Source organism: Corynebacterium gerontici (assembly GCF_003813985.1).
GTDB lineage: Bacteria > Actinomycetota > Actinomycetes > Mycobacteriales > Mycobacteriaceae > Corynebacterium > Corynebacterium gerontici.
On the sequence record NZ_CP033897.1, the window covers coordinates 318,983 to 341,728 of the forward strand.

Annotated in this window: 25 protein-coding genes; 19 read left to right on the plus strand and 6 right to left on the minus strand. The window is 60.3% G+C overall.

What is annotated here, in order from left to right; translation table 11 throughout:
* The gene (locus tag CGERO_RS01485) at positions 1-576 is read right to left on the minus strand and encodes a peptide deformylase (RefSeq protein ID WP_123933113.1); all 576 of its coding nucleotides are present in this window, start codon (positions 574-576) and stop codon (positions 1-3) included.
* On the opposite strand from CGERO_RS01485, the gene CGERO_RS01490 reads away from it, so the two are divergent.
* The 4 genes from CGERO_RS01490 (at position 575) to CGERO_RS01505 (ending at position 3,747) form a co-directional block, all read left to right on the plus strand.
* Positions 575-832: a DUF3263 domain-containing protein gene (locus CGERO_RS01490; protein WP_123933115.1), complete on the plus strand. Its 258-nt coding sequence runs from the start codon at positions 575-577 to the stop codon at positions 830-832. The genes CGERO_RS01485 and CGERO_RS01490 overlap by 2 nt on opposite strands.
* A gap of 82 nt (positions 833-914) precedes the next feature.
* Entirely contained in the window at positions 915-1,379 is a 465-nt protein-coding gene (locus CGERO_RS01495) for a LytR C-terminal domain-containing protein (protein WP_123935842.1), read from the plus strand.
* A gap of 21 nt (positions 1,380-1,400) precedes the next feature.
* Entirely contained in the window at positions 1,401-2,528 is a 1,128-nt protein-coding gene (locus CGERO_RS01500; RefSeq protein WP_123933117.1) for a glutamate--cysteine ligase, read from the plus strand.
* Entirely contained in the window at positions 2,518-3,747 is a 1,230-nt protein-coding gene (locus tag CGERO_RS01505; RefSeq protein ID WP_123933120.1) for a glycosyltransferase 87 family protein, read from the plus strand. The genes CGERO_RS01500 and CGERO_RS01505 overlap by 11 nt, the downstream gene beginning before the upstream one ends.
* On the opposite strand, the gene CGERO_RS01510 is transcribed toward CGERO_RS01505, so the two are convergent.
* On the minus strand, positions 3,724-4,194 hold the full coding sequence (locus tag CGERO_RS01510; RefSeq protein ID WP_123933122.1) for an NAD(P)/FAD-dependent oxidoreductase: 471 nt from the start codon (positions 4,192-4,194) through the stop codon (positions 3,724-3,726). The genes CGERO_RS01505 and CGERO_RS01510 overlap by 24 nt on opposite strands.
* A gap of 237 nt (positions 4,195-4,431) precedes the next feature.
* Positions 4,432-5,778, minus strand: coding sequence for a dipeptidase (locus tag CGERO_RS01515; protein WP_123933124.1), 1,347 nt, complete (start codon positions 5,776-5,778; stop codon positions 4,432-4,434).
* A gap of 222 nt (positions 5,779-6,000) precedes the next feature.
* Here CGERO_RS01515 and groL point away from each other — a divergent pair, with 222 nt between their 5' ends.
* Complete coding sequence (gene groL, locus CGERO_RS01520; RefSeq protein ID WP_123933126.1) at positions 6,001-7,641, plus strand: chaperonin GroEL; 1,641 nt, start codon at positions 6,001-6,003, stop codon at positions 7,639-7,641.
* Between the two features lie 129 nt (positions 7,642-7,770).
* Positions 7,771-8,667: a polyphosphate kinase 2 gene (ppk2, locus tag CGERO_RS01525; RefSeq protein WP_123933128.1), complete on the plus strand. Its 897-nt coding sequence runs from the start codon at positions 7,771-7,773 to the stop codon at positions 8,665-8,667.
* Positions 8,668-8,696: 29 nt separating this feature from the next.
* Here ppk2 and CGERO_RS01530 read toward each other — a convergent pair whose 3' ends face one another.
* Entirely contained in the window at positions 8,697-8,984 is a 288-nt protein-coding gene (locus CGERO_RS01530) for a rhodanese-like domain-containing protein (protein ID WP_164470215.1), read from the minus strand.
* Between the two features lies 1 nt (position 8,985).
* Positions 8,986-9,462 (minus strand): inorganic diphosphatase, encoded by a 477-nt coding sequence (locus CGERO_RS01535; protein WP_123933132.1) that lies wholly within the window; start codon positions 9,460-9,462, stop codon positions 8,986-8,988.
* A gap of 74 nt (positions 9,463-9,536) precedes the next feature.
* Between CGERO_RS01535 and dacB the strand changes: the two genes are divergently transcribed.
* The 12 genes from dacB (at position 9,537) to CGERO_RS01595 (ending at position 19,630) form a co-directional block, all read left to right on the plus strand.
* Complete coding sequence (dacB, locus tag CGERO_RS01540; RefSeq protein ID WP_123933134.1) at positions 9,537-10,784, plus strand: D-alanyl-D-alanine carboxypeptidase/D-alanyl-D-alanine endopeptidase; 1,248 nt, start codon at positions 9,537-9,539, stop codon at positions 10,782-10,784.
* The gene (tilS, locus tag CGERO_RS01545) at positions 10,784-11,689 is read left to right on the plus strand and encodes a tRNA lysidine(34) synthetase TilS (RefSeq protein WP_123933136.1); all 906 of its coding nucleotides are present in this window, start codon (positions 10,784-10,786) and stop codon (positions 11,687-11,689) included. Before dacB ends, tilS begins: the two co-directional genes overlap by 1 nt.
* Positions 11,690-11,691: 2 nt before the next feature.
* Positions 11,692-12,276, plus strand: coding sequence for a hypoxanthine phosphoribosyltransferase (gene hpt / locus CGERO_RS01550; protein ID WP_123933138.1), 585 nt, complete (start codon positions 11,692-11,694; stop codon positions 12,274-12,276).
* Between the two features lie 106 nt (positions 12,277-12,382).
* Complete coding sequence (gene ftsH, locus CGERO_RS01555; protein WP_123933140.1) at positions 12,383-14,788, plus strand: ATP-dependent zinc metalloprotease FtsH; 2,406 nt, start codon at positions 12,383-12,385, stop codon at positions 14,786-14,788.
* Positions 14,789-15,355: a GTP cyclohydrolase I FolE gene (gene folE / locus CGERO_RS01560; protein ID WP_123933142.1), complete on the plus strand. Its 567-nt coding sequence runs from the start codon at positions 14,789-14,791 to the stop codon at positions 15,353-15,355.
* A 20-nt stretch (positions 15,356-15,375) separates the two neighbouring features.
* Entirely contained in the window at positions 15,376-16,161 is a 786-nt protein-coding gene (folP, locus tag CGERO_RS01565; RefSeq protein WP_123935844.1) for a dihydropteroate synthase, read from the plus strand.
* Between the two features lies 1 nt (position 16,162).
* The gene (gene folB, locus CGERO_RS01570; protein ID WP_123933144.1) at positions 16,163-16,528 is read left to right on the plus strand and encodes a dihydroneopterin aldolase; all 366 of its coding nucleotides are present in this window, start codon (positions 16,163-16,165) and stop codon (positions 16,526-16,528) included.
* A 2-nt stretch (positions 16,529-16,530) separates the two neighbouring features.
* A complete protein-coding gene (gene folK, locus CGERO_RS01575; RefSeq protein WP_123933146.1) occupies positions 16,531-17,010 on the plus strand; it encodes a 2-amino-4-hydroxy-6-hydroxymethyldihydropteridine diphosphokinase in 480 nt (159 codons plus the stop codon).
* Positions 17,007-17,474 (plus strand): DUF3180 domain-containing protein, encoded by a 468-nt coding sequence (locus CGERO_RS01580; protein WP_123933148.1) that lies wholly within the window; start codon positions 17,007-17,009, stop codon positions 17,472-17,474. The genes folK and CGERO_RS01580 overlap by 4 nt, the downstream gene beginning before the upstream one ends.
* Before the next feature lie 10 nt (positions 17,475-17,484).
* Positions 17,485-18,246 carry a DUF6779 domain-containing protein gene (locus CGERO_RS01585; RefSeq protein ID WP_245998855.1) on the plus strand — a complete coding sequence of 254 codons (762 nt, stop codon included), beginning with the start codon at positions 17,485-17,487 and terminating at the stop codon, positions 18,244-18,246.
* Between the two features lie 11 nt (positions 18,247-18,257).
* Positions 18,258-18,860: a 6PGD fold domain-containing protein gene (locus CGERO_RS01590; RefSeq protein WP_245998856.1), complete on the plus strand. Its 603-nt coding sequence runs from the start codon at positions 18,258-18,260 to the stop codon at positions 18,858-18,860.
* A gap of 2 nt (positions 18,861-18,862) precedes the next feature.
* Positions 18,863-19,630, plus strand: coding sequence for a pantoate--beta-alanine ligase (locus tag CGERO_RS01595; protein WP_123933154.1), 768 nt, complete (start codon positions 18,863-18,865; stop codon positions 19,628-19,630).
* Here CGERO_RS01595 and CGERO_RS01600 read toward each other — a convergent pair.
* Complete coding sequence (locus tag CGERO_RS01600; protein ID WP_123933156.1) at positions 19,627-20,904, minus strand: dicarboxylate/amino acid:cation symporter; 1,278 nt, start codon at positions 20,902-20,904, stop codon at positions 19,627-19,629. The genes CGERO_RS01595 and CGERO_RS01600 overlap by 4 nt on opposite strands.
* Before the next feature lie 136 nt (positions 20,905-21,040).
* On the opposite strand from CGERO_RS01600, the gene lysS reads away from it, so the two are divergent.
* Complete coding sequence (gene lysS, locus CGERO_RS01605; protein ID WP_123933158.1) at positions 21,041-22,597, plus strand: lysine--tRNA ligase; 1,557 nt, start codon at positions 21,041-21,043, stop codon at positions 22,595-22,597.
* The last annotated feature ends 149 nt before the right edge of the window (positions 22,598-22,746 follow it).

Consider the following 22,746-nt stretch of genomic DNA (forward strand, 5'->3'; position numbering starts at 1 on the left):
CTACCAGCCGAAAGGATCCGGATCGACGCCGGGCATCCACGTCTGCCCGCCCGTGGTCCAACCATTGCGCTTAATCGCCTTCTTCGCCTGGCGCGCGTAACGGCCAATCAGCATATCGGTGTAGACGTAGCCATTCAGATGACCCACCTCGTGTTGGAAACAGCGGGCGAGGAATCCCGTACCCTCCACCTCGACCTGCTCGCCGTGCTCATTCAACCCCGTGACCTTGGCCCAAGAAGCACGACCGGTGGGGAAGCCCTCTCCAGGAAGCGAGAGGCAGCCCTCATCGTCACTGCCATCATCGGCGGGCATGGTCTCTGGAATCTCCGAAGTCTCCAGCGTGGGATTGATGAAGCAGCCGCGGTGCATGTGGCCCTCATCATCGGGGCAGTTATAGACGAAAATGCGCTTGTTCACACCGATCTGATTGGCTGCAAGACCAACCCCGTGCGCGGCCTCCATCGTCTCGTACATGTCGGCAATGAGCTGCGAAAGCTCTTCGACGGGCTCGGTAACTTCCTGAGTGGGGGTATGCAATACCTCGTCGCCACAGATCACGATTGAACGAACAGTCATGCCCTACAGTGTAGGCATGAGTGACAGCCACCCCCAGCTCAAGCTGCTGGAGTTCGAATCGCGTGCGCCCAAAAGCGCCGGGGCGAAAGACGACGCCATCGTCAAAACCTTTGGTATCTCGCCGATTCGTTACTATCAGCAACTCAACGTGGCTATCGACCAACCGGCCGTGATGGAGGCCTATCCCGTGCTCAGCGCAAGGCTGCGCAGGATTCGAGATAGTCGAGCAAACGCTAGGATGAACAACCGTGACTGAGCAACCGGAAAACACGGGCGGCGCCCACCGCCTCGAAGAAAGCACGTCCGCGCAGCGAAGCCTACCGCTGCGGGGGCTAGCCATGATCCTGATCGCCGTCGCCGTGCTGCTAGTGGGGTGGGGCATCTACGCCTCCAAGAAGGACTCCGAGCCTGTGGCAAGCACGAGCATCGCAGAATCTCCGACCCAGACCCAGACCCAGGCCGAGACCCCGCCTCAAAGCGAGACCGAGGAACAGTCCCCAGTTCCCCCAGCGGCACCTCCGGTTGAGACGGTGAAGGTGCTGAATAACTCTACGGTGCAGGGCATGGCCGCCACCGTTGCTGACAAACTTGCGGCAGAGGGCTGGAAGAAGGGCGAAGTGGGCAACTACGCGGATGCGGTAGTGCCACAAAATACTGTCTACTTTGATTCTGCGAACCCGAACGCGGAGCAGGCGGCACGTAAGCTCGCCGATCGGGTCGGCGGCGTTGCGCAGGCGGGGCAACCTGCGGGCACCGAGGACCCCAATGTGCTAGTGCTTGTGCTGGCAAAAGATATTCCATAATTTCGTAGTAAGGTGCCAGCCGTGGCTCAAACATTCAACGCATCCCCCAAACCCACCATCGGTGTGGAATGGGAATTGGCCATCGCGGACCCTGAAACCCGCGATCTGGTGCCTGCAGCGCATGAACTGATTGCACGTGCAGAACAAATCGACCCCGACGTGCAATTTGAGCACGAATTCCTCGCCAACACCGTGGAGATCGTCACCCCGGTGTGCCAGAACGCGAGCGAAGCCACGGCGGCGCTCCGCCGTGGCTTGCAGGCGCTGAGCACCGCCGCCGATGAACAAGGCGTGGCCCTGTGGGCATCCGGGTCGCATCCCTTTGCCATCGCTGCCAAGCAAAAGGTGGGCGAGAAAGGGCACTACAGCGAAATCATCGAGCGGACCCGCTACTGGGGCAACCAAATGCTGATCTGGGGCTTGCATGTGCACGTCGGCATCAGCGACAAGGGCCGCGTGTGGCCGCTCATCAACGCATTGATGACCTACTATCCGCATCTTTTGGCTCTTACCGCTTCATCGCCGGCGTGGGAAGGCATTGACACCGGTTATGCCTCCAATCGCACCATGCTCTACCAGCAGCTTCCCACGGCGGGCATGCCCTATCAGCTTCAAAGTTGGCAGGAATGGGAATCCTTCATGCAGGATCAGGACATTTCTGGGGTGATCAGCCATACCGGCTCCATGCACTTCGATATTCGCCCCGCCGGGAAGTGGGGCACCATTGAAGTTCGAGTGTCCGATGCCTCCCCAAGCCTGAAGGAAACGGCCGCGGTGGTGGCCTTGACGCATTGCCTTGTGGTGCACCTCGATGAGAAGCTCGCGCGCGGCGAGGACCTGCTGGTGCTGCAGCCTTGGCATGTTGCGGAAAACAAGTGGCGCGCGGCGCGCTACGGCCTGGAGGCCATCGTGATTACCTCTCGCGCTACCGATGAACGCCTCGTGAGTGAGGAACTGCTCGATTTGGTTGAGGAACTGGCACCTGTGGCACGGCGTCTGGGATGCGAGCAGGAACTGGCGTGGGTGCGTGACGTTGTAGAGGAAGGGGCACCATATCAGCGCCAGCGCGCGCTCTTTGAGGAAACCGGTTCCTGGGTCCCCGTGGTGGATCAAAGCATTGCAGAGCTGCGGGGCGGCCTTGAAGGCTAAGCTTCTCAGCGCGCCACTGCTGGCTTTTCTTTCTGCTTTGATCGCTTTTCGCGTTCTGGTGCGCGAGTCTTACCTTCCCGAGGAAAAGCAGATCAATCGTTGGATGCCGGTCGATCTTGACGTGTACATGCTCGGCGGCAAGGCGGTCTCGGAGGGATCAGCGTTATATGCCGGGCCTTTTGTGAAAGATCTGCCTTTTACGTATCCGCCCTTCGCTGGGGCGATGTTTTCCTTCTTTTCCGCTCTGGATCCCAAGCTGCTCACGATTGCCTGGCAGACCACCAATTTCATTGCCCTCGTGGCGGTGGTGCTGATGGTGTTTGCCCGAAAGCGTGAGCTCACCCCCATGTTGGGCATTGCGTCCCTGTGTTTTGCCACGGCAATGTTCATCTCAGAGCCCGTGCGCGCCAACTTCTACTACGGGCAGATCAACCTGCTGCTGATGTGCCTCATTTGCTTGGATTTTCTTCCTCGCGAGCATCGTTGGGCAGGAATCGGTGTGGGGTTGGCTGCTGGGCTCAAGCTCACCCCCGCCTTTTTCCTCTTGCTTTTCGTGCTGCAGCGCCGCTGGCGGGCACTGTTTGTTTCCATTGCCGTCTTTTCGGCGACGGTTGCTGTCGGGTTCTGGCGTGTGCCAGACGCCAGCGCTTTTTGGACCCACGCCATCAGTGACTCATCCAGAGTGGGCTCGCACAACAATCCGGGTGCGCAGTCGCTTCGAACGATCCTGATCCGCGTCTTCCACAGCGATGGTCAGGGATTATGGCTCGCGCTGAGTCTGGGCATCGTCGCGTGCACCGCGATCGCGTGCGTGTGGGCGATTCGCCGTGACCAGGTGGCCATTGCGGTGTCTTTGTGTGGATTCGCGGCCTGCCTGGTTTCGCCTTTTAGCTGGTTCCACCACTGGGTATGGGTGGCGCCAGCCGTCGCGGGCGTCATTGTGCTTTTCGACGCCCCATCGCAGCGCCTTGAAGGCTGGAAAGCATGGGCCTCGGCGCAAGGATTGTTGCTGTGTGCCCTTGGGCTTTCTGCGCTGTGGCTCCTGCCCACCGTGAATAAGGCAGTGGCACCCGGGATCGCTCAAAGGATTCGGGGTGAGGAATACATGCACGATCCCCTGAACGTGCTGTTCATTGCCGTTGGAGTGGTGGCGATTATTGGTTATGCAGCGTTTGGTTGGATTGGCACGAGGCGTCTAGCTTCGTCTTCCGTAGAGTAATTCGCCAGCCGTGCTCAAAGCGGCTGCGATTGATTGTTCGGGCGTGCCGCCGAAGCCCATGGCCCACCTAGAGTGAACGTCATTGCCGGCCAGGATGAAGGTGGCGGTGGATTCGAAGATTTTGCGCTGGTGGAATTGCAGGATTTCGATCCGCCTGCCGCGTTCTGCCAGGAGTTGGGTGCAAGCCAGAGCAGCGCCAGCGCCGACGATGGTGTGTTCTTCTCGTTGCTGTCCGCGTTGCAGCAGGGTGATGTTGTATTCGTTGAGGGTGCCGCGAAGCTGCGTGGTGGAGTTGATGCGAACCCGCAGGTCTGCGATAGGGGCGAATGTGTCGGTGAACGTTGCCCAGGAGATGCCACTGGCTTGTTCTTTCAGCCCTGTGGGCAAGGGGAGCCCGAAGCGTTCGTAGAAGGGGTCGGTGGTGGTGATGTATTGCTGCGTTTGCATCGTGTGGTCCCATCAATTGCTGGTGCAAGGTAATGCGGACCGACTCTCGCCTTGTTGTTTAACGGCCACTCCCCGAAGGTGGGGAGTCGATCCTAATGTCCCACCGACGGGTACGTAGCCTTGAGCACTCGCTTGGCGGCTACCGCGGCGAGTACGAGGGCAATGAGGATCGAGGTCATGAACAGCAATGTAAAGTATGACTCACGCCACTTCAAGTGCGTGGCGTGAGTCACCCCCTTAACGGGGGTATTGCAGCAGAAACGCGGCCTCGGCAGTTGCGATGTGCAGAATCTCGTTCGGATCCACCGACTCATTGGGGGAGTGGATGGTGCACTGCGGTTCCTCCACACCAAACAGTGCCAATTCGGCGCCGGGGTTGACGTCGATAAGCTCGGAGCACAGAGGAATGGACCCGCCCGAGCCAACGACGGTGGCCTCAGACTTTCCATAGGCCTTGACCAGGCATTCGCTGAAGGCGCTGAGTGCTGGGCCGCTAATGTCCGTGGAGAATGGATTATTCAGGTCCGCAACTTCGCATTCGATGCGAGCGTTCCACGGGATGTGAGTCTTGAGGTGAGCGACCACCTTCTCGGCCGCATGTGCTGCATCCATTCCCGGCGGAACGCGCAAATTGAGACGCGCCTGGGCGGTAGCGGGCACGGCGTTGACGGCCTCGGCGACCGGGGTGGAGGTGAAGCCCGTGATGCTGATGGCGGGGCGGGCCCATACCAAGTCGGCGGGATTGTCCGTGCCCAGGAGATCAACGCCTTCAAGCACTCCCGCATCGCTGCGGAAGGTCTCGGGATCGTACTGCGCGCCCTCAAAGCGCTGCTCAGTATCCAAGCCGTCCACCTGAATGGCTCCGGAGTTGTCCTTGAGCGTATCCAGCACGCGAACCAGAGCCGCGGTGGCATCCGGTGCCCCACCGCCAAAGCTGCCGGAGTGGACCGGGGTCTTGAGTGTATCCACCGTCACGGTAATCTGCGCGCCGCCGCGAAGTGATGTGGTCATCGTGGGCTCGCCTACAGCGGCGTTGCCGGAATCGGCGATGAGAATGACGTCTGCTTTGAACAGTTCCGGCTGGGTTTCGATGAGGTGCGAAAGCTCCGCCCCGCCCATCTCCTCGGAGCCCTCAACCAGGAACGTGATGCCTAGATCGGTGCCGCCGCGAGCCTCCACTTCGCGCAGGGCCGCCAGGTGCATGACCAAATTGCCCTTGCAGTCGGCGGCACCGCGGGCATACCAGCGTCCGTCGCGCTCGTTGAGTTCGGTGGCTGGGGATTCCCATGCATCCGGATTGCCCGCCGGAACAACGTCGTAGTGGCTGTAGAGCAACACGGTGGGCGCGCCGTTCTCTGGCTCCTTGCGGCCGATAATCGTGGGCGCCTTGCTCGGATACTCGGTGACATCGAGGCCCGCGTCGCTCAGCGCCTTCTTTACCCAATCACATGCCTGAGCGTGATCTTCGGCGTCGGCTGGACTGGAGTGGACCGAATGGAAAGAGCAGAGCTGCTTCAGTTGCTCAAAGACGTCCTCGCGCTGAGCGAAAATGGCATTTCGGAGATCTTCGTAGTTGATCGTCATAGATTCCAGTGTAGGTGTGTCCGCTGAGGGCGAACGTTGCTTGCACTCGGGTGGTGTGACTGCTAGAACGGATCTAGCACTTGAATAATGCGAGTGCTAGAACAAACTGAAGCTTTTACGAGTGAGGCTGGAACACACTCAACCAGCCAACGCCGTCGCGGGCGCTACGTGAAGGTCAGGACGTGAGTGTCGTCTTTGAACAAAAACAAGGAGCACAAACACATGGCAAAGATGATTGCCTTTGACGAGGAAGCACGCCGCGGACTCGAGCGAGGACTCAACACCCTCGCCGATGCCGTGAAGGTCACGCTCGGCCCCAAGGGCCGCAACGTTGTGTTGGAGAAGAGCTGGGGAGCCCCCACCATCACCAACGACGGCGTTTCCATCGCCCGTGAGATCGAACTCGAAGATCCCTACGAGAAGATCGGCGCTGAACTCGTCAAGGAAGTTGCCAAGAAGACTGACGACGTCGCAGGTGACGGCACCACCACCGCTACCGTGCTCGCACAGGCACTGGTGCGCGAAGGTTTGCGCAACGTAGCTGCAGGCTCGAACCCCATGGGCATCAAGCGTGGCATCGAAAAGGCCGTTTCCAAGGTCACCGATCAGCTGCTCTCCGGCGCCAAGGAAGTTGAGACCGAAGAGCAGATCGCCGCAACTGCCGGCATCTCCGCAGCAGACCCCGCAATCGGCGCACAGATCGCCAAGGCGATGTACGCAGTGGGCGGCGGCAAGCTGAACAAGGAATCCGTCATTACCGTGGAAGAGTCCAACACCTTCGGTGTTGATCTCGAGGTCACCGAGGGTATGCGCTTTGATAAGGGCTACATCTCCGGTTACTTCGCCACCGACATGGAGCGTCTCGAAGCCGTGCTCGAGGATCCCTACATCCTGCTGGTGTCCGGCAAGATCTCCAACATTAAGGAGCTGCTGCCGCTGCTGGAGAAGGTCATGCAGACCTCCAAGCCGCTGCTCATCATCTCCGAAGACGTTGAAGGCGAAGCCCTGTCTACCCTCGTGGTGAACAAGATTCGCGGCACCTTCAAGTCCGTCGCCGTGAAGGCTCCTGGCTTCGGCGATCGCCGCAAGGCACAGCTGCAGGACATGGCCATCCTGACCGGCGGTCAGGTCATTTCTGAGGAAGTTGGCCTGTCCCTTGAGACCGCCGACCTCCCGCTGCTCGGCCGCGCACGCAAGGTCGTGGTGACCAAGGACGACACCACCATCGTCGAAGGCGCTGGCGACGCAGCTCAGATCGAAGGCCGCGTGAACCAAATCCGCGCAGAGATCGAAAACTCCGACTCCGAATATGACCGTGAGAAGCTGCAAGAGCGCCTGGCAAAGCTCGCCGGTGGCGTTGCAGTGATCAAGGTTGGTGCCGCTACCGAGGTTGAGCTCAAGGAGCGCAAGCACCGCATCGAAGACGCCGTGCGCAACGCCAAGGCAGCCGTGGAAGAAGGCATCGTCGCAGGCGGCGGCGTTGCACTGCTGCAGGCAGCCCACGTCCTCGAAGGTGACCTTGACCTTTCCGGCGACGAAGCAACAGGCGTGAAGATCGTGCGCGAGGCACTGTCTGCACCGCTGAAGCAGATCGCCTTCAACGCTGGCATGGAGCCCGGCGTGGTTGCCGACAAGGTATCCAACCTGCCCACGGGTGAAGGCCTCAACGCCGCAACCGGCGAATACGTGGACCTCATGGCAGCAGGCATCAACGACCCGGTGAAGGTAACCCGCTCTGCACTGCAGAACGCGGCCTCCATCGCCGCACTGTTCCTCACCACCGAGGCAGTGGTTGCTGATAAGCCTGAGCCCGCTGCACCGGCAATGCCCGGCGCAGACGAGATGGGCGGCATGGGCTTCTAAGCCCAAATGAACTCCCCGGGATTACCCGGGGAGTTTTTCCGTTTGGGGGTAGTTTCGGGGGCGTAATGGGGCAGAAATTACCCCGGATTTAGGGAAAACGGGCAGGGGTAAAGCGCTATTATCGGGGGTATGAGCGAAGATAGTGGCGAGCTTCCAGTCATCGATCTTGCGGCCACGGAGGGCTACACCGTGGACGATACCGACGAGGACGATCCGGTTCTCCTCGCGCCAAATGGGCGCCCGGTCGAGACGTGGAAAGAAAATTATCCCTACCAGGAAAGAATGACGCGCGACGAGTACGAGCACGTCAAGCGCGCGCTGCAGATCGAGCTGCTGAAGTGGCAGAACTGGACGAAGGATACCGGCCAGCGTCACATCATCCTCTTTGAAGGCCGCGACGCTGCTGGTAAGGGCGGCACCATTAAGCGCTTCAACGAGCACCTCAATCCCCGCGGTGCTCGAACAGTGGCGCTTGAAAAGCCTTCACCGCGCGAGTCCACCTCTTGGTACTTCCAGCGCTATATCCAGCACTTCCCAGCCGCTGGCGAGATCGTGTTCTTTGACCGCTCCTGGTACAACCGCTCGGGTGTTGAGCGCGTCATGGGCTTCTGTACCGAATCGCAGCATGCTGAGTTCTTGCGCGAGGTGCCCATGCTGGAAAACATGATCCTCGGCTCCGGTATCTCACTGACCAAGTTCTGGTTCTCCGTGAGCCAGAAGGAGCAGCGCACTCGTTTCGCTATCCGCCAGGTGGATCCGGTTCGCCAATGGAAGCTTTCGCCAATGGACATTGCTTCGCTGGACAAGTGGGATGATTACACCCGCGCGAAAGAGGAGCAGTTCCGCTATACCGATACTGATGAATCCCCGTGGATCACGATTCGCTCGAATGACAAGAAGCGCGCCCGCATCAACGCCATGCGCTACATCTTGAGCAAGTTCGACTACACCAACAAAGACTATGAGTTGGTGGGAGAACCAGATCCGAACATCGTGATGCGTGGTCGCGATCAAATCGGTGACTAAGAAAAAAATCCGCCCGAGGGCGGATTTCTTTATGCGGTGGGAAGCCCGGCGGCTAACCAGGCGTCGGTGCCGCCTGCAACATTGATTGCCTCGATGTTGCGGGCGTTAAGGTACTCGATAACTCGAGCGCTTCTGCCACCAGCTTTGCAGATGACATAAATGTCGCGTTCCTGATCGAGCTCATCCACGCGCGAGGTGAACTCGCTCATGGGGATGTTTTTCGCCTGCTGTGCGTGCACCTCGGCGAACTCATCGGGCTCGCGGCAGTCGATGAGCTGGGCGTCTTCGGGGACTTCGGTGACGAATACTTCGCGCATCTTAGGCACCGAAGCGCTCGATTGCTTCTTGGTGGATCTTCTCTGCTTCTTCCTTGTTGCCCCAGCCGGAACCGGTTACTTCCTTGTTGGGCTCCAGGTCCTTGTAGTGGACGAAGAAGTGCTCGATTTCATCGCGCTGGAAGGCGGTGACGTCGTCGATGTCTTGCAGTTGCTCGAAGCGCGGGTCGTCCAGAACGCAGAGCAGCTTATCGTCGCCGCCGGCCTCGTCGGTCATCTTGAACACGCCGAGCGGGCGGGCCTTAACAATGACGCCGGGGAAGACGGGTTCGGGCATGATCACGAGTGCGTCCAGTGGGTCGCCATCTTCGCCGAGGGTGTGGTCGATGAAGCCGTAGTCAAGCGGGTATGCCATGGGGGTGAAGAGGTAGCGATCCAGGTACACCTTGCCGGTTTCGTGGTCTACCTCGTACTTATTGCGCGAACCCTTGGGGATCTCGATGGTTACTTCGACGCTCATGAGTGCTCCTTTGTGCTTGATTGTCGTACAAAATGCTTCAACCATTGTAGCCGAGCGCGCTATGGTGGACTGCGATGAAGAAAGCTCAATGGTGGACTGCCTTGCTCGGCGCAGGCGTGGTAGTGGCAATGACGGCTGGTGCCGGGGTGTGGCTCACCCAGTACAACGCACTTGAGGTGGATCCGCCGGCGCACATCGAGGCTCCCCAAGCGTTGGTGAATCCCGTTAGCAGTGATGCGCCGCTCGATCCGGCTTTGAGCGCGAACCTTTCTAAGCTTGTCGACGCCCCCGCCCTCGGCAACTTCGGCATCCAAGTGGCAGACGCCAACACGGGTGAAGTGATCTTTGAGCGCGCCAGCACTCAAGCGATGATTCCCGCGTCCTCAACGAAGATGCTCAGTGCCGCCGCGGCGTTGCTTAAGCTCGGCGCAAACGATGTGATCCGCACAAAGGTGCTGCAGATCAGCGAAGATACCGTGGTGATTCAGGGCAGCGGGGATGTGTGGCTGACCCAAGATCGGATCAAGGACCTGGCGGCGCAGATCCAAAAATCCATGCCGCAGGTAAGCAATGTGCTGGTAGATGTGAGTGCTTGGCCGGGTGAAAAAATTCTTCCTGGATGGGATCCGCAGGACGTCGACGGCGGTTTCGTGGCTCCCCTCGAACCACTCATGATCAATCAGGGGCGGCTCGGTGCAGCCACTGGAGATGTGCCGCGTAGCCACACCCCGGCCTTAGATGTTGCCCAGGCGTTGGCGCAACAGCTCGGCGCTCCAGCTTTTGGCTATACCCAGCAGGCGCAGGGAGAAGAAATAGCCAGCACGCAGTCGCCCACGCTGGAGCGGCGTATTGAGCTCATGATGGAGGATTCTGACAACGTGATGGCCGAAGCCATCGCGCGTGAACTCGACGCTGATGATCCCACGGGCGCAACGCTTGCCACGCTGCAAGAAGCCGGTTTGGACACCAGTGGGATCACACTGGCGGATAATTGCGGCTTGAGTTTGAACAATCGCATCACCCCGGTCCTGCTCAGCCAGATCTCCACCAAGGCGGTGCAGGAGGAACAACTGCGCCCGCTGCTTGCCACCTTGCCAATCGCCGGCGCTTCCGGCACCCTCAGCGATCGTTTCGCTGGTATGGACGGGCGAGGTTGGGTGCGTGCTAAAACCGGAACGCTGACGAAGGTGGCGGCGCTCGCAGGAGTGGTACCCAGCAGCAGTGGTCACATGCTGAGCTTCGCCATGATCTCAAACGGCGCAGATGTCGACGGTGCCCGAAAGGGCATGGATCAAGTGGCCAGCGCTCTGCGTGACGCATAATGGTGAAACCCTTTTGGCCTCGTAAAAGCCCGCATTTTCTCGCTTGTCGACGCGCCGTGCGGCCAGCGCAGCCGCAGGTGGCGGTAGGCCTTTCGGGAGGGCCGGACTCCCTGGCGCTCGTGGCCGCGCTCGTCGCTGAGGGCGTGCAGGTGCGTGCACTGTGCGTGGACCATCAGCTCGACGCGAACTCCGCCGAAGTTGCCTATAAGGCGGCGAGCATTGCTCGCGGGTTCGGTGCAGAAGCTGAGGTGCTGCACGTGCGGGTGAAGTCTTCCAAAGGCATGGAGGCGGATGCGCGCGAGGTTCGATATCGAGCATTGACGCAGGCCGTGGGCGAAGGTGTACTTGCCGTAGGACACACTAGGGATGACCAGGCAGAAACATTGCTGCTTAGTGCCCTGCGAGGCAAAGCGGCCGGCATGCCGCGCTGGCGCGACATGGGGGCAGTGCAACTGTGGCGGCCGCTGCTTCATGTGGGCAGGGTCGATACCCTCGGCGCATGTGAGGAACTCGGCCTTGAACCCTGGATGGATCCGCTTAACCACGCGGAGGCATCGCGCCGGGTGGCGTTGCGGGAGTACATTTTGCCCCAGCTATCGCAGTTGATCGGTGGCGACGCGGTGACGGCGCTCGCCGGCGCCGCTGAGGAACTGGTGCGCGATGAGCAAGCGCTTGAATGGTGGGCGGGGGACGTCGAAAAGCTTGAGCATGCTCCCAGTGCCGTGCGAAGGCGTGCGATTGCGAAGATGCTGCAGCAAGCGGGTATCGAGTTGAAAAAGGCGCATCTGGACGCGGGGGAGGCGCTTGTGTGCGATTGGCATGGGCAGGGGGCAGTGAAGCTTGGAAAAGGGTTGGAGTTAGTGCGCAAAGATGGCACACTTTGGGTGGAAAGAGCAGAAAGGTGATCATGCACGACACGATGGACTTCGATGTCCCCGACAACCCCTACGGCGACGATGTCGAAGCCGTGTTAGTAAGCGAAGAGCAGCTCAAGGCGCGAATCCAAGAGATGGCCGACGACATTTCTCGGCGATACCGCGATGAAGAGGAAGACCTCATTCTCGTTGGCGTGCTCAAGGGTGCCGTGTTCTTCATCACCGACCTCGCCCGCGCGCTGAGCATCCCCTCCCAGGTGGAGTTCATGGCGGTCAGCTCCTACGGCAATTCGTCCTCGTCCTCGGGTGTGGTGCGGATCTTGAAGGACCTCGACCGCGACATCGAAGGGCGCAATGTGCTGGTGGTGGAAGACGTGATCGACTCCGGCCTCACGCTCTCCTGGCTCATGCGCAACCTCAAGGGTCGCCGCCCCAAGAGCCTGGAAGTGATCTCCCTGCTGCGCAAGCCAGAAGCCGTCAAGGCGCGGGTGGACTTCATGGATATCGGCTTTGACCTGCCCAATGAATTCCTCATCGGCTACGGCCTCGACTTCGCCGAGCGCTACCGCGACCTTCCATTCGTGGGCAGCCTGCGTAGAAGCGTCTACGAATCCTAGCTTTTCGACGCCCCGCGGAACACCCGCGGGGTTGCGCTCGTTATATTCAGTGACGAATCGCCTCATTACACAGAAAGGGCCGGCGCCGCACGCACGCCGGTAGTGCATGAAGAACAAGAAGATCCTCCAATACGGCCTGGTTGCCGCGGCAGTGCTCATGGCACTGTACGTCTTTGCCCTCCTGGGAAATGACGCCCGTGGTTTCCAGACCGTTGATACTTCCGTGGCAGTCAAGCAGCTTGACGAGAAAAACGTCAAGGAAGTTGAGATCGACGACCGTGAGCAGCGCCTGCGCATCACCTTGAAGAACCCAATCGAGGTTGAGGGCAAGAAGGACGTCGAACAGGTCATGACCAAGTATCCGGCGCGAACCGCACCGGAGATCTTCAACAAGGTCCAGGGATCTGAGGCGGAGAAATACACCACCAATGTCACGCAGGAATCCTTTCTGACCTCAATGCTCGGCTACATTCTGCCGATGCTCATCGTCTTTGGCCTGCTGATGTTCATGTTCTCCCGCATGCAGGGCAGCGGCATGGGCATGTTCGGCATGGGCAACTCGCGTGCCAAAGAATTGAACAAGGATATGCCCACCAACACCTTTGCCGACGTGGCGGGTGCTGATGAAGCCGTGGACGAGCTACACGAGATCAAAGACTTCCTCCAGGATCCCTCACGCTATGAGGAACTGGGGGCAAAAATTCCTCGCGGCGTGCTGCTCTATGGTCCTCCCGGCACGGGTAAGACGCTGCTGGCGCGCGCCGTGGCCGGCGAAGCTGGGGTTCCTTTCTACTCCATCTCAGGCTCTGATTTCGTAGAAATGTTCGTGGGCGTGGGCGCATCGCGCGTGCGTGACCTGTTCAAGCAGGCTCGCGAACACTCGCCCTGCATCATCTTCGTGGACGAGATTGATGCCGTTGGCCGCCAGCGTGGCTCCGGCATGGGCGGCGGACACGACGAGCGCGAGCAGACCCTGAACCAGCTCTTGGTTGAGATGGACGGCTTTGGTGATCGCGAAGGCGTCATCCTCATGGCCGCCACTAACCGCCCAGACATTCTCGACCCAGCACTGCTGCGCCCGGGACGTTTTGATCGTCAGATTCCCGTGGGCAACCCGGACCTCAAGGGCCGCGAGCAGATCCTGAAGGTGCACGCCAAAGGCAAGCCCTTGGCAGCCGATGCGGATCTCAACGCGCTTGCGCGCCGCACCGCCGGCATGTCCGGTGCAGACCTCTCCAACGTGCTGAACGAGGCCGCGCTCTTGACCGCTCGCGTGGGCGGCAATGTGATTACCGCCGATGCGCTTGAGGAAGCCACCGACCGCGTGATCGGTGGTCCGCGCCGTAGCTCCAAGGTGATCTCGGAGAAGGAGAAGAAGGTTACCGCCTATCACGAGGGCGGCCATACCCTTGCCGCGTGGGCGTTGAAGAATATTGAGCGCGTGTACAAGGTGACCATCCTGGCCCGTGGTCGTACTGGCGGGCATGCCATGACGGCTGCCGAGGACGATAAGGGCATGTATAACCGCGACGAGCTCTTCGCCCGCCTAGTGTTCGCCATGGGCGGACGCTCCGCCGAGGAGCTGGTGTTTGGTGAACCCACCACCGGCGCATCCGCAGACATCGAGCAGGCCACCAAGATCGCGCGCGCGATGGTGACTGAGTACGGCATGTCGCCGGAACTTGGCATGGTGAAATACGGCGAAGAGCAAGGCGATCCCTTCTCCGGCCGTGGTGGTGGTGGATCGCTGGAGTACTCTCCAGAGGTTGCTGCCAAGATCGACGCCCAAGTCCAATACCTTCTGGATAAGGCACATGAGCGTGCCTACCGCATTCTCGAGCGGCACCGCGATCACCTCGACCGCCTGGCTGAAAAGTTGCTTGAGAAGGAAACGCTGCGCAGACCCGACCTTGAGGCGCTCTTCGAAGATATCGAGCCCGAGGAAGTTGGCGAGGTGTTCCCTCATCAGGACGCGCGTTTTAGCCGCCAGATTGGGCGCGAGCCAGTTAAGACCCCAACTGAGTTGGCAATCGAACGCGGTGAGGAACCACCGAAGCCCTTCTCGCTGCTGGAGGCATCGAAGGCGGCTCGCGCTCGTCGTGAGGCGGAGCTGGCTGAGAAGAATAAGCAGGCCTCACCTGTTGCGCCCAAGCAAGGCCCCGCCCCTGCCACAGAACAGCGCTATGGTGGCACGCCGCCACCTGCCAACTGGTCCGCGCCCGGTTGGCCGCCGAAGCAGCAGGATGAACACCCCGGCATGAAGAACTACCCGCAGGTTGGCCTCGGTTCTAACGGTATGAATGAAGTCAAGGAAGCCTCGCATCTGGAAGACATCCATTCGCCAGAACATTATGAGCCCAAGAAGGAATTCGGCTTCCGTCTGCCGGAGCGCGAGCGTCCCGATCACGAGTGGAAAGACGGCGCCAGTGGGCGTCATCGCGCAGACGAGCCCGAGGAGGCTCCGGCAGATAACGCCACCGAGGTCATCGACCTTGAAGACAAGGAGCGCTAGGTGGCTATCGACCAAGCACGCGCTGAGGCTGCAGTCCGCGAACTGCTCATCGCCGTGGGGGAGGATCCAGACCGCGAAGGGCTGCTGGAAACTCCCGCGCGCGTAGCTCGCGCCTATGCGGAAATGTTCGCGGGACTGCACGAAGATCCCACCGAGGTGTTGTCCAAGACCTTCTCGGAGGATCACCGCGAGCTGGTGCTCGTGCGTGACATACCCATCTACTCTACGTGCGAACACCACTTGGTGCCGTTTTTCGGCGTAGCCCACATCGGCTATATCCCTGGAGAAAGTGGCAAGGTCACTGGGCTGTCTAAGCTTGCTCGGCTGGTGGATATGTTTGCCAAGCGCCCACAGGTGCAAGAGCGCCTGACCTCCCAGGTAGCGGACGCGCTTGTGGATAAGCTGCAGGCTCATTCGGTGATCGTGGTAATTGAATGCGAACACCTATGCATGGCGATGCGCGGGATTCGCAAGCCCGGTGCCACCACCACTACTTCCGCGGTTCGCGGAGGGTTTCAACGTAACGCGGCCTCCCGTGCTGAGGCCTTGAGCTTGATTCGAGGCTAACAGTGCAGCGCACGCTAGTGATGGGCATCTTGAATGTCACCAAGGATTCCTTCTCAGATGGGGGACGCTACCTCGATCCCTCCATTGCCATCCAGCACGCTGAGGCGATGGTGGACCGCGGTGCAGACATCATCGATATCGGTGGAGAGTCCACTCGCCCCGGAGCCGTGCGCGTGCAAGAGAACAAGGAGCGCGAGCGTGTGGTGCCCGTCATCGAGGCGCTGACGCAGCGAGGATTGATCACTTCGGTGGATACGATGCGCGCCAGCGTTGCCGCCGCCGCCGCTGAGGCTGGGGTGAGCATGCTCAATGACGTCTCCGGTGGCCTGGCTGATCCCGAGATGCTCTCGGTTGCGGCAGATACGGGGCTGCCTATCTGCTTGATGCATTGGAAGGCGGATCGCTTCGGCGATGCCGCCGGTGCCGCCGATCATGGCGGGGACGTGGTGGCCGATGTGCACCGGCACTTGGACGCGCGTGTGGAGGCTGCCCTGGAAGCAGGAGTGAAATCAGAGAACATCATTCTGGATCCGGGCCTCGGCTTTGCCAAGACTGCCCAAGATAACTGGGCTTTATTGCATGCGTTGCCGAGCTTCATCCAGCGCGGACACCGGGTGCTGCTGGGCGCTTCGCGCAAGCGCTTCCTCGCGGCTCTGCGATCCAGTGATGAGGGCTGGGCCGATACGGCCACCGCTGCTGTGTCGGCCATCGCTGCGCAGCAGGGCGTATGGTGTGTTCGAGTCCACGACGTGGCGGGCTCACGCGACGCCGTCAATGTGGCTCAGCGATGGAATGAGGGGGCCTAAGATGGCGGACCGCATTGAATTACGAGGCCTTGAGGCTTATGGATACCACGGGGTGTTTGAACATGAGCGTCGACAAGGCCAAACCTTTCTCGCGGATGTGACCTGCTGGCTGGACTGTCGAAAGGCCGCGGCCGAGGATGACTTGAATCTGACGGTGCACTACGGGGAATTGGCGGAAATGGCCCACGAAGTGCTCACAGGAACCCCGCGCGATTTGATCGAGACCGTCGCCGCAGAGATCGCGGATAAGGCGATGAAGATGTTTCCAATGTTGATCGCGTGCGAGGTCACTATTCACAAGCCACAGGCGCCCATTCCGCACACCTTCGCAGACGTCGCCGTGGTGGCAAGAAGAAGCAGGAGATAGCCATGCGAGCGGTGCTTTCCATCGGATCCAATCTGGGCGATTCCGCGGCTCTGCTGCGCACCGTGGCGGAGCACTTTGGCGGCGAGCTGGTGGGAGCCTCGCATCTATATTCCACGCCGCCGTGGGGCGTTGAAGATCAACCGGACTTCCTCAACGCCGTGCTGGTGGTCGACGTGGAAGGCACGCCCGAAGCGCTACTAGCGCGATGCCAAGAACTGGAACAGCAGGCGCAGCGTGTCCGCGAGCAACGCTGGGGACCGCGCACATTGGACGTGGATATCGTGCAGATCCGCTGCGCAGGTGAGGAGCTGTTGTCCAAGGATCCGCGGCTCACACTGCCTCACCCGCGTGCGCATCTTCGCGCATTCGTGTTGGAACCATGGTTCGAAGTGGAACCGGAAGCAACCTTGCGCGCAAAGCCGCTTGCGGTGTGGCTTGAAAGCGTTGATTGTAGTGATATTCGAAAGGTAGAACCCCTATGAAGCGCACAAACGTATCTTCAGTGCTGCTCGTTGGGGTCGTGGCGGCAGCGGGAATGTGGATCATCACCCGCTACTTTTATGCCTCAATGATCAACGTTCCCGCCTCGGTGCCGATGGCAGAGTTCCTCATCGCCGCTGTGCTGGCGTGGGCGGCAATACGGGTAAGCCAGCGAGTGGAAAAGCACCAGATCGGCCAGGATCGCTCACAGCTCAATCCCGTGACGGCGGCGAAATTGTTGGCCGTGGGGAAGGCGGGAGCGTGGACCGGGGCACTCTTCGGTGGCGCGTACGTGGGGCGGGCGCTATACGTGGTGCCGAAGATGGGTGAGTTGGTGGCAGCGCACGATGATGTGCCCCTGGTGTTAGCTTCTGTGGCGGGTGGACTTGCGATGAGTGCCGCCGGTTTATGGCTGGAGCGAGCCTGTTCGGTGCCGCCGCCTCCAAACGGAGAGGCGGTGCGGTAACTTGGATTCCATGAATGAGAAGGACAACGGGCAAAAGGTTCTCATCGCCCTCGTGGTGCTCGCCATGGTCGCCAGTGTGGTGATGATGATTACGGGCAATTTGAATGCGCTGAAGTTGGCGCTGCTCGCCGCGTTATGGGCTGCTGCCTTGGGTTTTTTGCTCGTTGTCCGCTATCGCCAGCAGGCAATCGCCGCTCGCGAGGAACTTGCGCGCTCCAGGGCGCAGTTTGAAGAGGAGCTGGCGTATGAGCGTGAGCTGGAGCAACATCGTGAATACGAGTACTACGCGGAGATTCGCGCCCAATTGGATGAGTTGCGCTTCCAATTGGAGGATCTGACGGGGCAGCTTTTCGACGAACCCACGATGCTCGAAGCCCGCGCAACCAGGGTGCATGAGCTGGAGTCTTCTGAGGAAGAGGAAGCAGAGTCTTCTTCGGAACCCAAGGAACCGGAAACGCCTGGCTACCCCTCCACGTGGGCGACGAATCCCAGCGGGCCGGTGTCGGCCTTCTTGCTGCCCGAGGAGGACAACAGCGAGACCCGCGAATTCAGCATCGCGGATATCAAGAAGGAAGCAGAGCCTGAGGAACCAGAGGCGCCGGAAGAGCCAGCGGAGTCTGAGCAGCGCCGTTTCGATACCGGCAGTTTCACGGCGGTGCCGTGGGTGCAGCAAACGGCCCCGGAGCCTGAGCAGCGCCATGGTCGTCGGCGCCGCGATGAGCACCGCGAGGCCGTGAGCGTTGAGGAATTGTTGAAGAGGCAGCGCCAGTGAATGCACCGCGGATGCGCATAGCAGGCCGCGGTGAACTGCTCTTGCGTTTAGAGGCGGCGGGGCACGTCATCGTAGATCCGGAAGACGCGGAGCTCATCATCAACCCCCAAGGCCCGGTTCGTGCTGGCCAGGTGGTCGGTTCAACGCAGGCGATTACCCTGGGTGACCTTGATGAGTATGACACCACGATGCGCTTCGTGCTCAGTGAGCTCACCTTGAACGTGTTTGCGCTCACCGCTTCGGATGAGGTGACGGCGACCGTCGCGGAGCTGCTCGTGAATGAGACGGGTGGCCGCGTGGTGCAGGTTCCCGATTCCCAACGTGAGCGCCTGCTGCTTGGCCAGCAGATCGCCGCGTACTCGCAGGTGGTGGCGCAGGAGGCGAATGCCCTGCTCACGGAGGCGCTTGGCAATCCGGACTTGGCTCAGGACGTGATGGAAGAGGCCACTGGGCTGTTGGCGCCCCCGGCGAATGTGCAGCAGGTGCAGCGCGCGTTTCGTTCCATTCAATCCCCGGAACGCAAGCGGTTGTATGTGGAGCTCACCCGGCGCAGCGCTGAGTTGTTCCGCAACCGCGAGATTGAGCTTTGGGCGATGAAGGTCCAGGGGGAGTAGGCGTGTTTCCTTTCGGTGAGGCGAAACTTTTCGACGAATCCACGATCCCGAAGCTCGGCCGTGCCTTTGCCAAGCAGGGAAGGCCGGTTGCCCTGGTGCCTTTGGGGGCCGATGTGCATGCGGGCCATATTGCGCTGATCAGGGCAGCCAAGCGGCTGCACCGTGGCGTGGTTGTGGTGGTGGCTGAACGCAACCACGAGGTGTTTGCAAGAGAGGGCGTTGACGCTGTGATGATTGCACCGAAGCTATCGCAGCGCACGATGATCGCGGTTGAGGGTTTGGAACCTGATCTGTCTGCGGAAGTGACGCGCAGGATTCAGTTGATCAATTTGGTTGGCCCAAGTGATGTGTTTTTTGGTGAAAAAGATTTTGAGGCTCTGGTGCGCACTCAGCAGGCCATTACTGATCTGCGTCTGAACGTGAAGGTGCATTCGGTGCCCACCGTTCGCATGCCCAGTGGTTTGGCGATGAGCCTGCGCAACGCCTCGGTGCCTGAGACGGACCGTGAGCGTGCGCTGGCACTTTCTGCCGCGCTGTTGGCGGGTGTGCACGCCGCTGAAGGTGGGCACCAGGCTGTGCTTGATGCGACGCGCGCGGTGCTTGATGCCGCGGGCGTCCAGGCGGATTATGTTGAACTCCGGGGTGCCACGATGGGGCAGGTGCCTGAAGAAGGAGACGCCAGGTTGCTGATCGCCGCAACCTTCGGTGGGGTTCGGCTGATCGACAGCGCTGGCGTCCCGATTGGCGTGGGGTTCAAGAACCTCGACTAGGCAGCCACGGGTTCGACTTCCCGGTCGAATTGTTCCTGGTCCAGGATGTTCTCTCGCTTGGAAACGATGAGCGGGACGAGTGCTTGGCCCGTGACGTTTACTGCGGTGCGGCCCATGTCGATGATGGGCTCAATGGCGAGCAGAAGGCCAACGCCTTCCAGAGGCAAGCCCAGCGTGGAGAGCGTGAGCGTGAGCATCACGGTGGCGCCGGTGGTGCCGGCGGTGGCGGCGGAGCCAAGCACAGATACCAGCACGATCAAGATGTAGTCGGTGAAGTTCAGGGGCACGCCGTAGAACTGCGATACGAAGATCGCTGCGGCGGCGGGGTACACAGCGGCACAGCCGTCCATTTTGGTGGTGGCGCCCAGGGGCACAGCGAATGAGGCGAAGGATTGCGGCACGCCCATGCGCTCGGTGGTCTGCTCGGTGACGGGCATAACACCCATGGAGGAGCGGGTAACGAAGCCCAGTGAGGTCACGGGCCACACCTTGCGGTAGAAGTGCAGCACGGAGATACCATTGGTCTTCAGTGCGATTGGATAGATAACGCCCAGCACGATGGCGAGGCCCACGTAGATGGTGAGCACGAACTTGCCCAAAGCGCCCATGGCATCAAAGCCATAGGTGGCAACCGCGGTGCCGATGAGCGCTGCGGTGCCGATGGGGGCCAGGCGGATAATCCACCACAGAACTTTCTGAATGATCTCCAGCAAGGACTGGTTGAACGCGATGAACGGTTCTGCCTTTTCTCCCACTTTGATCGCTGCGATGCCGATGGCGATGGAGATGACCAACAGTTGGAGCACGGAGAAGCTCAGCGAGGTGGAAGCGGCGTCGTCGACAAGCTTTGTATTTGCTTCTAACCCAAGGATGTTGTGGGGAATGATGCCGTTGAGGAATGCCCACCAGGAGCCGACGGCGCTCGGGGCTTCGGCGGTGCCTTCGATGCCGCCGTTGAGGCCCGGTTTGAACACGAGGCCGACAAGAATGCCTGCGAGTACTGAGAAGAACGCGGTGATGGCGAACCAGATCAGCGTCTTGGCGGCTAAACGCGCGGCGTTGGTGACCTGCCGCAAATTGGCAATGGAGGTCACCACCGCGGTGATGACGAGTGGGGGAATGAGGACTTTCAGCAGGGCGACGTAGTCACTGCCGAGGGTGTCTAAGAGGGTGGCGAGCCAATTGCCGTCGCCCATGTTTTTGGCGAATATGCCAAGGATGACGCCAATGATGAGGCCGTAGATGACCTGCGCGCCGAAGCTGGTGAGCTTCATGGTTGCTCCTTTGTGTTTTATTACTAACCGAGAAAACCTTAGTAGTAGTCAGTCTATTCCCAAAAGACTGAGTGGTCTAAAACTCTTTTAGGCGGGCATTGGTTCAGACTTGCAGCATGCACTACCCTTAAGCGCTGTGAGCCAGCAGAAAAACGACGTCCCAGAACAGCTACGCATCCGCCGCGAAAAGCGCGAACGCCTGCTTGAGGCAGGCATCGACGCATATCCCGTGGAAGTGGATCGCACCACCTCCATTAAGGAGCTGCGCGAGCAATTCAAAATTCGCGAGGAAGGCACCCAAGAACAGCAGGGCGTGACCTACCTCGAAGCTGGTGAAGAAACCGATGTAGAAGTAGCCATCGCCGGGCGCGCAATGTTCATCCGCAACACCGGCAAGCTCTGCTTCGCTGCTCTTCAAGAAGGCGATGGAACCTACGTGCAGGCCATGCTTTCCCTGGCCGAGGTGGGCGAAGAGGCGCTGGCGTCCTGGAAGCAAAACGTCGACCTGGGCGATATCGTTTCCATCCGTGGCCGTGTGATCGCCTCCAAGCGCGGCGAGCTCTCTGTGATGGCCTCGAGCTGGCATATGGCTTCAAAGGCGCTGCGCCCGCTGCCTGTGGCGTTTGCTGACCTCAGTGAAGACACCCGTGTGCGCCACCGTTACACGGATTTGATCATGCGCGAGCAGGCTCGCAACAACGCTATGACTCGCGTCAAGGTAATGCGTGCGCTGCGCAAGTTCTTGGAAGGCAAGGACTTCTACGAGGTTGAGACCCCCATGCTACAAACCCTGCATGGTGGTGCTGCTGCGCGTCCGTTCATGACGCACTCCAATGCCCTGGACATCGACCTTTACCTGCGCATCGCCCCGGAGCTCTACCTGAAGCGCTGCGTGGTTGGCGGAATGGAGCGCGTTTTTGAGGTCAATCGCAACTTCCGCAACGAAGGCGTGGATTCCTCGCACTCGCCGGAATTTGCCATGCTGGAGACCTACCAAGCGTGGGGCACTTATGACGACGGCGCCAAGCTCTACCAGGAGATGATCCAATTCATCGCCAAGGAAGTTTTTGGTTCAACCACCGTCACGCTTGCCGACGGCACTGAATACGACTTCGGCGGCGAGTGGAAGACCATGGAAATGTATCCCTCGCTCAACGAGGCTCTGCAGCGCAAGCACCCCGGACAGCCTGAGGTCACCGTGGATTCCTCCGTGGAAGAGCTCAAGGACATTGCCAAGGTGATCGGCCTCGAAGTCCCCGAAAAGGGCGGCTGGGGCCACGGCAAGCTAGTGGAAGAGATTTGGGAACACCTCTGCTCGGATCAGCTCTACGGGCCTGTTTTCGTGCGTGACTTCCCCGTGGAGACCTCACCATTGACCCGACAGCATCGCACCAAGCCCGGCGTGACCGAAAAGTGGGACCTCTACGTCCGCGGCTTCGAGCTGGCCACCGGCTACTCCGAGCTGGTGGACCCGGTCATTCAGCGTGAGCGCTTTGAGGATCAAGCACGCCTGGCCGCGGGTGGCGACGATGAGGCCATGGTGCTGGACGAGGACTTCCTCACCGCCATGGAACAAGGCATGCCCCCGACGTCCGGTTGCGGCATGGGCATTGACCGCCTGCTCATGGCGCTGACGGGCCTCGGTATCCGCGAGACAGTGCTGTTCCCCATGGTCAAGCCTGAGCAGCGCTAGGCTGCGATGCGCGGAGCGTCGAAAAGTTCCTTAAACGTCCGGGATTTCCGAACCTTGTCCGACGTCTCTTCGTTAGGCTGGAGGGTGACAAGCGCAAGTCTGAGCTGGCGTGAAAGTCGCTGAAAGGCTTGCTTTACCTTCGACGAAAG

What these genes read in the sequence shown, in the direction of transcription:
- CGERO_RS01490 (WP_123933115.1), top strand. Translation starts at nt 575, where the DNA reads ATGCCCTACAGTGTAGGCATGAGTGACAGCCACCCCCAGCTCAAGCTG.
- CGERO_RS01485 (WP_123933113.1), bottom strand. Translation starts at nt 576, where the DNA reads ATGACTGTTCGTTCAATCGTGATCTGTGGCGACGAGGTATTGCATACC.
- CGERO_RS01495 (WP_123935842.1), top strand. Translation starts at nt 915, where the DNA reads ATGATCCTGATCGCCGTCGCCGTGCTGCTAGTGGGGTGGGGCATCTAC.
- CGERO_RS01510 (WP_123933122.1), bottom strand. Translation starts at nt 4,194, where the DNA reads ATGCAAACGCAGCAATACATCACCACCACCGACCCCTTCTACGAACGC.
- CGERO_RS01515 (WP_123933124.1), bottom strand. Translation starts at nt 5,778, where the DNA reads ATGACGATCAACTACGAAGATCTCCGAAATGCCATTTTCGCTCAGCGC.
- groL (WP_123933126.1), top strand. Translation starts at nt 6,001, where the DNA reads ATGGCAAAGATGATTGCCTTTGACGAGGAAGCACGCCGCGGACTCGAG.
- ppk2 (WP_123933128.1), top strand. Translation starts at nt 7,771, where the DNA reads ATGAGCGAAGATAGTGGCGAGCTTCCAGTCATCGATCTTGCGGCCACG.
- CGERO_RS01530 (WP_164470215.1), bottom strand. Translation starts at nt 8,984, where the DNA reads ATGCGCGAAGTATTCGTCACCGAAGTCCCCGAAGACGCCCAGCTCATC.
- CGERO_RS01535 (WP_123933132.1), bottom strand. Translation starts at nt 9,462, where the DNA reads ATGAGCGTCGAAGTAACCATCGAGATCCCCAAGGGTTCGCGCAATAAG.
- dacB (WP_123933134.1), top strand. Translation starts at nt 9,537, where the DNA reads ATGAAGAAAGCTCAATGGTGGACTGCCTTGCTCGGCGCAGGCGTGGTA.
- tilS (WP_123933136.1), top strand. Translation starts at nt 10,784, where the DNA reads ATGGTGAAACCCTTTTGGCCTCGTAAAAGCCCGCATTTTCTCGCTTGT.
- hpt (WP_123933138.1), top strand. Translation starts at nt 11,692, where the DNA reads ATGCACGACACGATGGACTTCGATGTCCCCGACAACCCCTACGGCGAC.
- ftsH (WP_123933140.1), top strand. Translation starts at nt 12,383, where the DNA reads ATGAAGAACAAGAAGATCCTCCAATACGGCCTGGTTGCCGCGGCAGTG.
- folP (WP_123935844.1), top strand. Translation starts at nt 15,376, where the DNA reads ATGGGCATCTTGAATGTCACCAAGGATTCCTTCTCAGATGGGGGACGC.
- folB (WP_123933144.1), top strand. Translation starts at nt 16,163, where the DNA reads ATGGCGGACCGCATTGAATTACGAGGCCTTGAGGCTTATGGATACCAC.
- folK (WP_123933146.1), top strand. Translation starts at nt 16,531, where the DNA reads ATGCGAGCGGTGCTTTCCATCGGATCCAATCTGGGCGATTCCGCGGCT.
- CGERO_RS01580 (WP_123933148.1), top strand. Translation starts at nt 17,007, where the DNA reads ATGAAGCGCACAAACGTATCTTCAGTGCTGCTCGTTGGGGTCGTGGCG.
- CGERO_RS01585 (WP_245998855.1), top strand. Translation starts at nt 17,485, where the DNA reads ATGAATGAGAAGGACAACGGGCAAAAGGTTCTCATCGCCCTCGTGGTG.
- CGERO_RS01590 (WP_245998856.1), top strand. Translation starts at nt 18,258, where the DNA reads ATGCGCATAGCAGGCCGCGGTGAACTGCTCTTGCGTTTAGAGGCGGCG.
- CGERO_RS01600 (WP_123933156.1), bottom strand. Translation starts at nt 20,904, where the DNA reads ATGAAGCTCACCAGCTTCGGCGCGCAGGTCATCTACGGCCTCATCATT.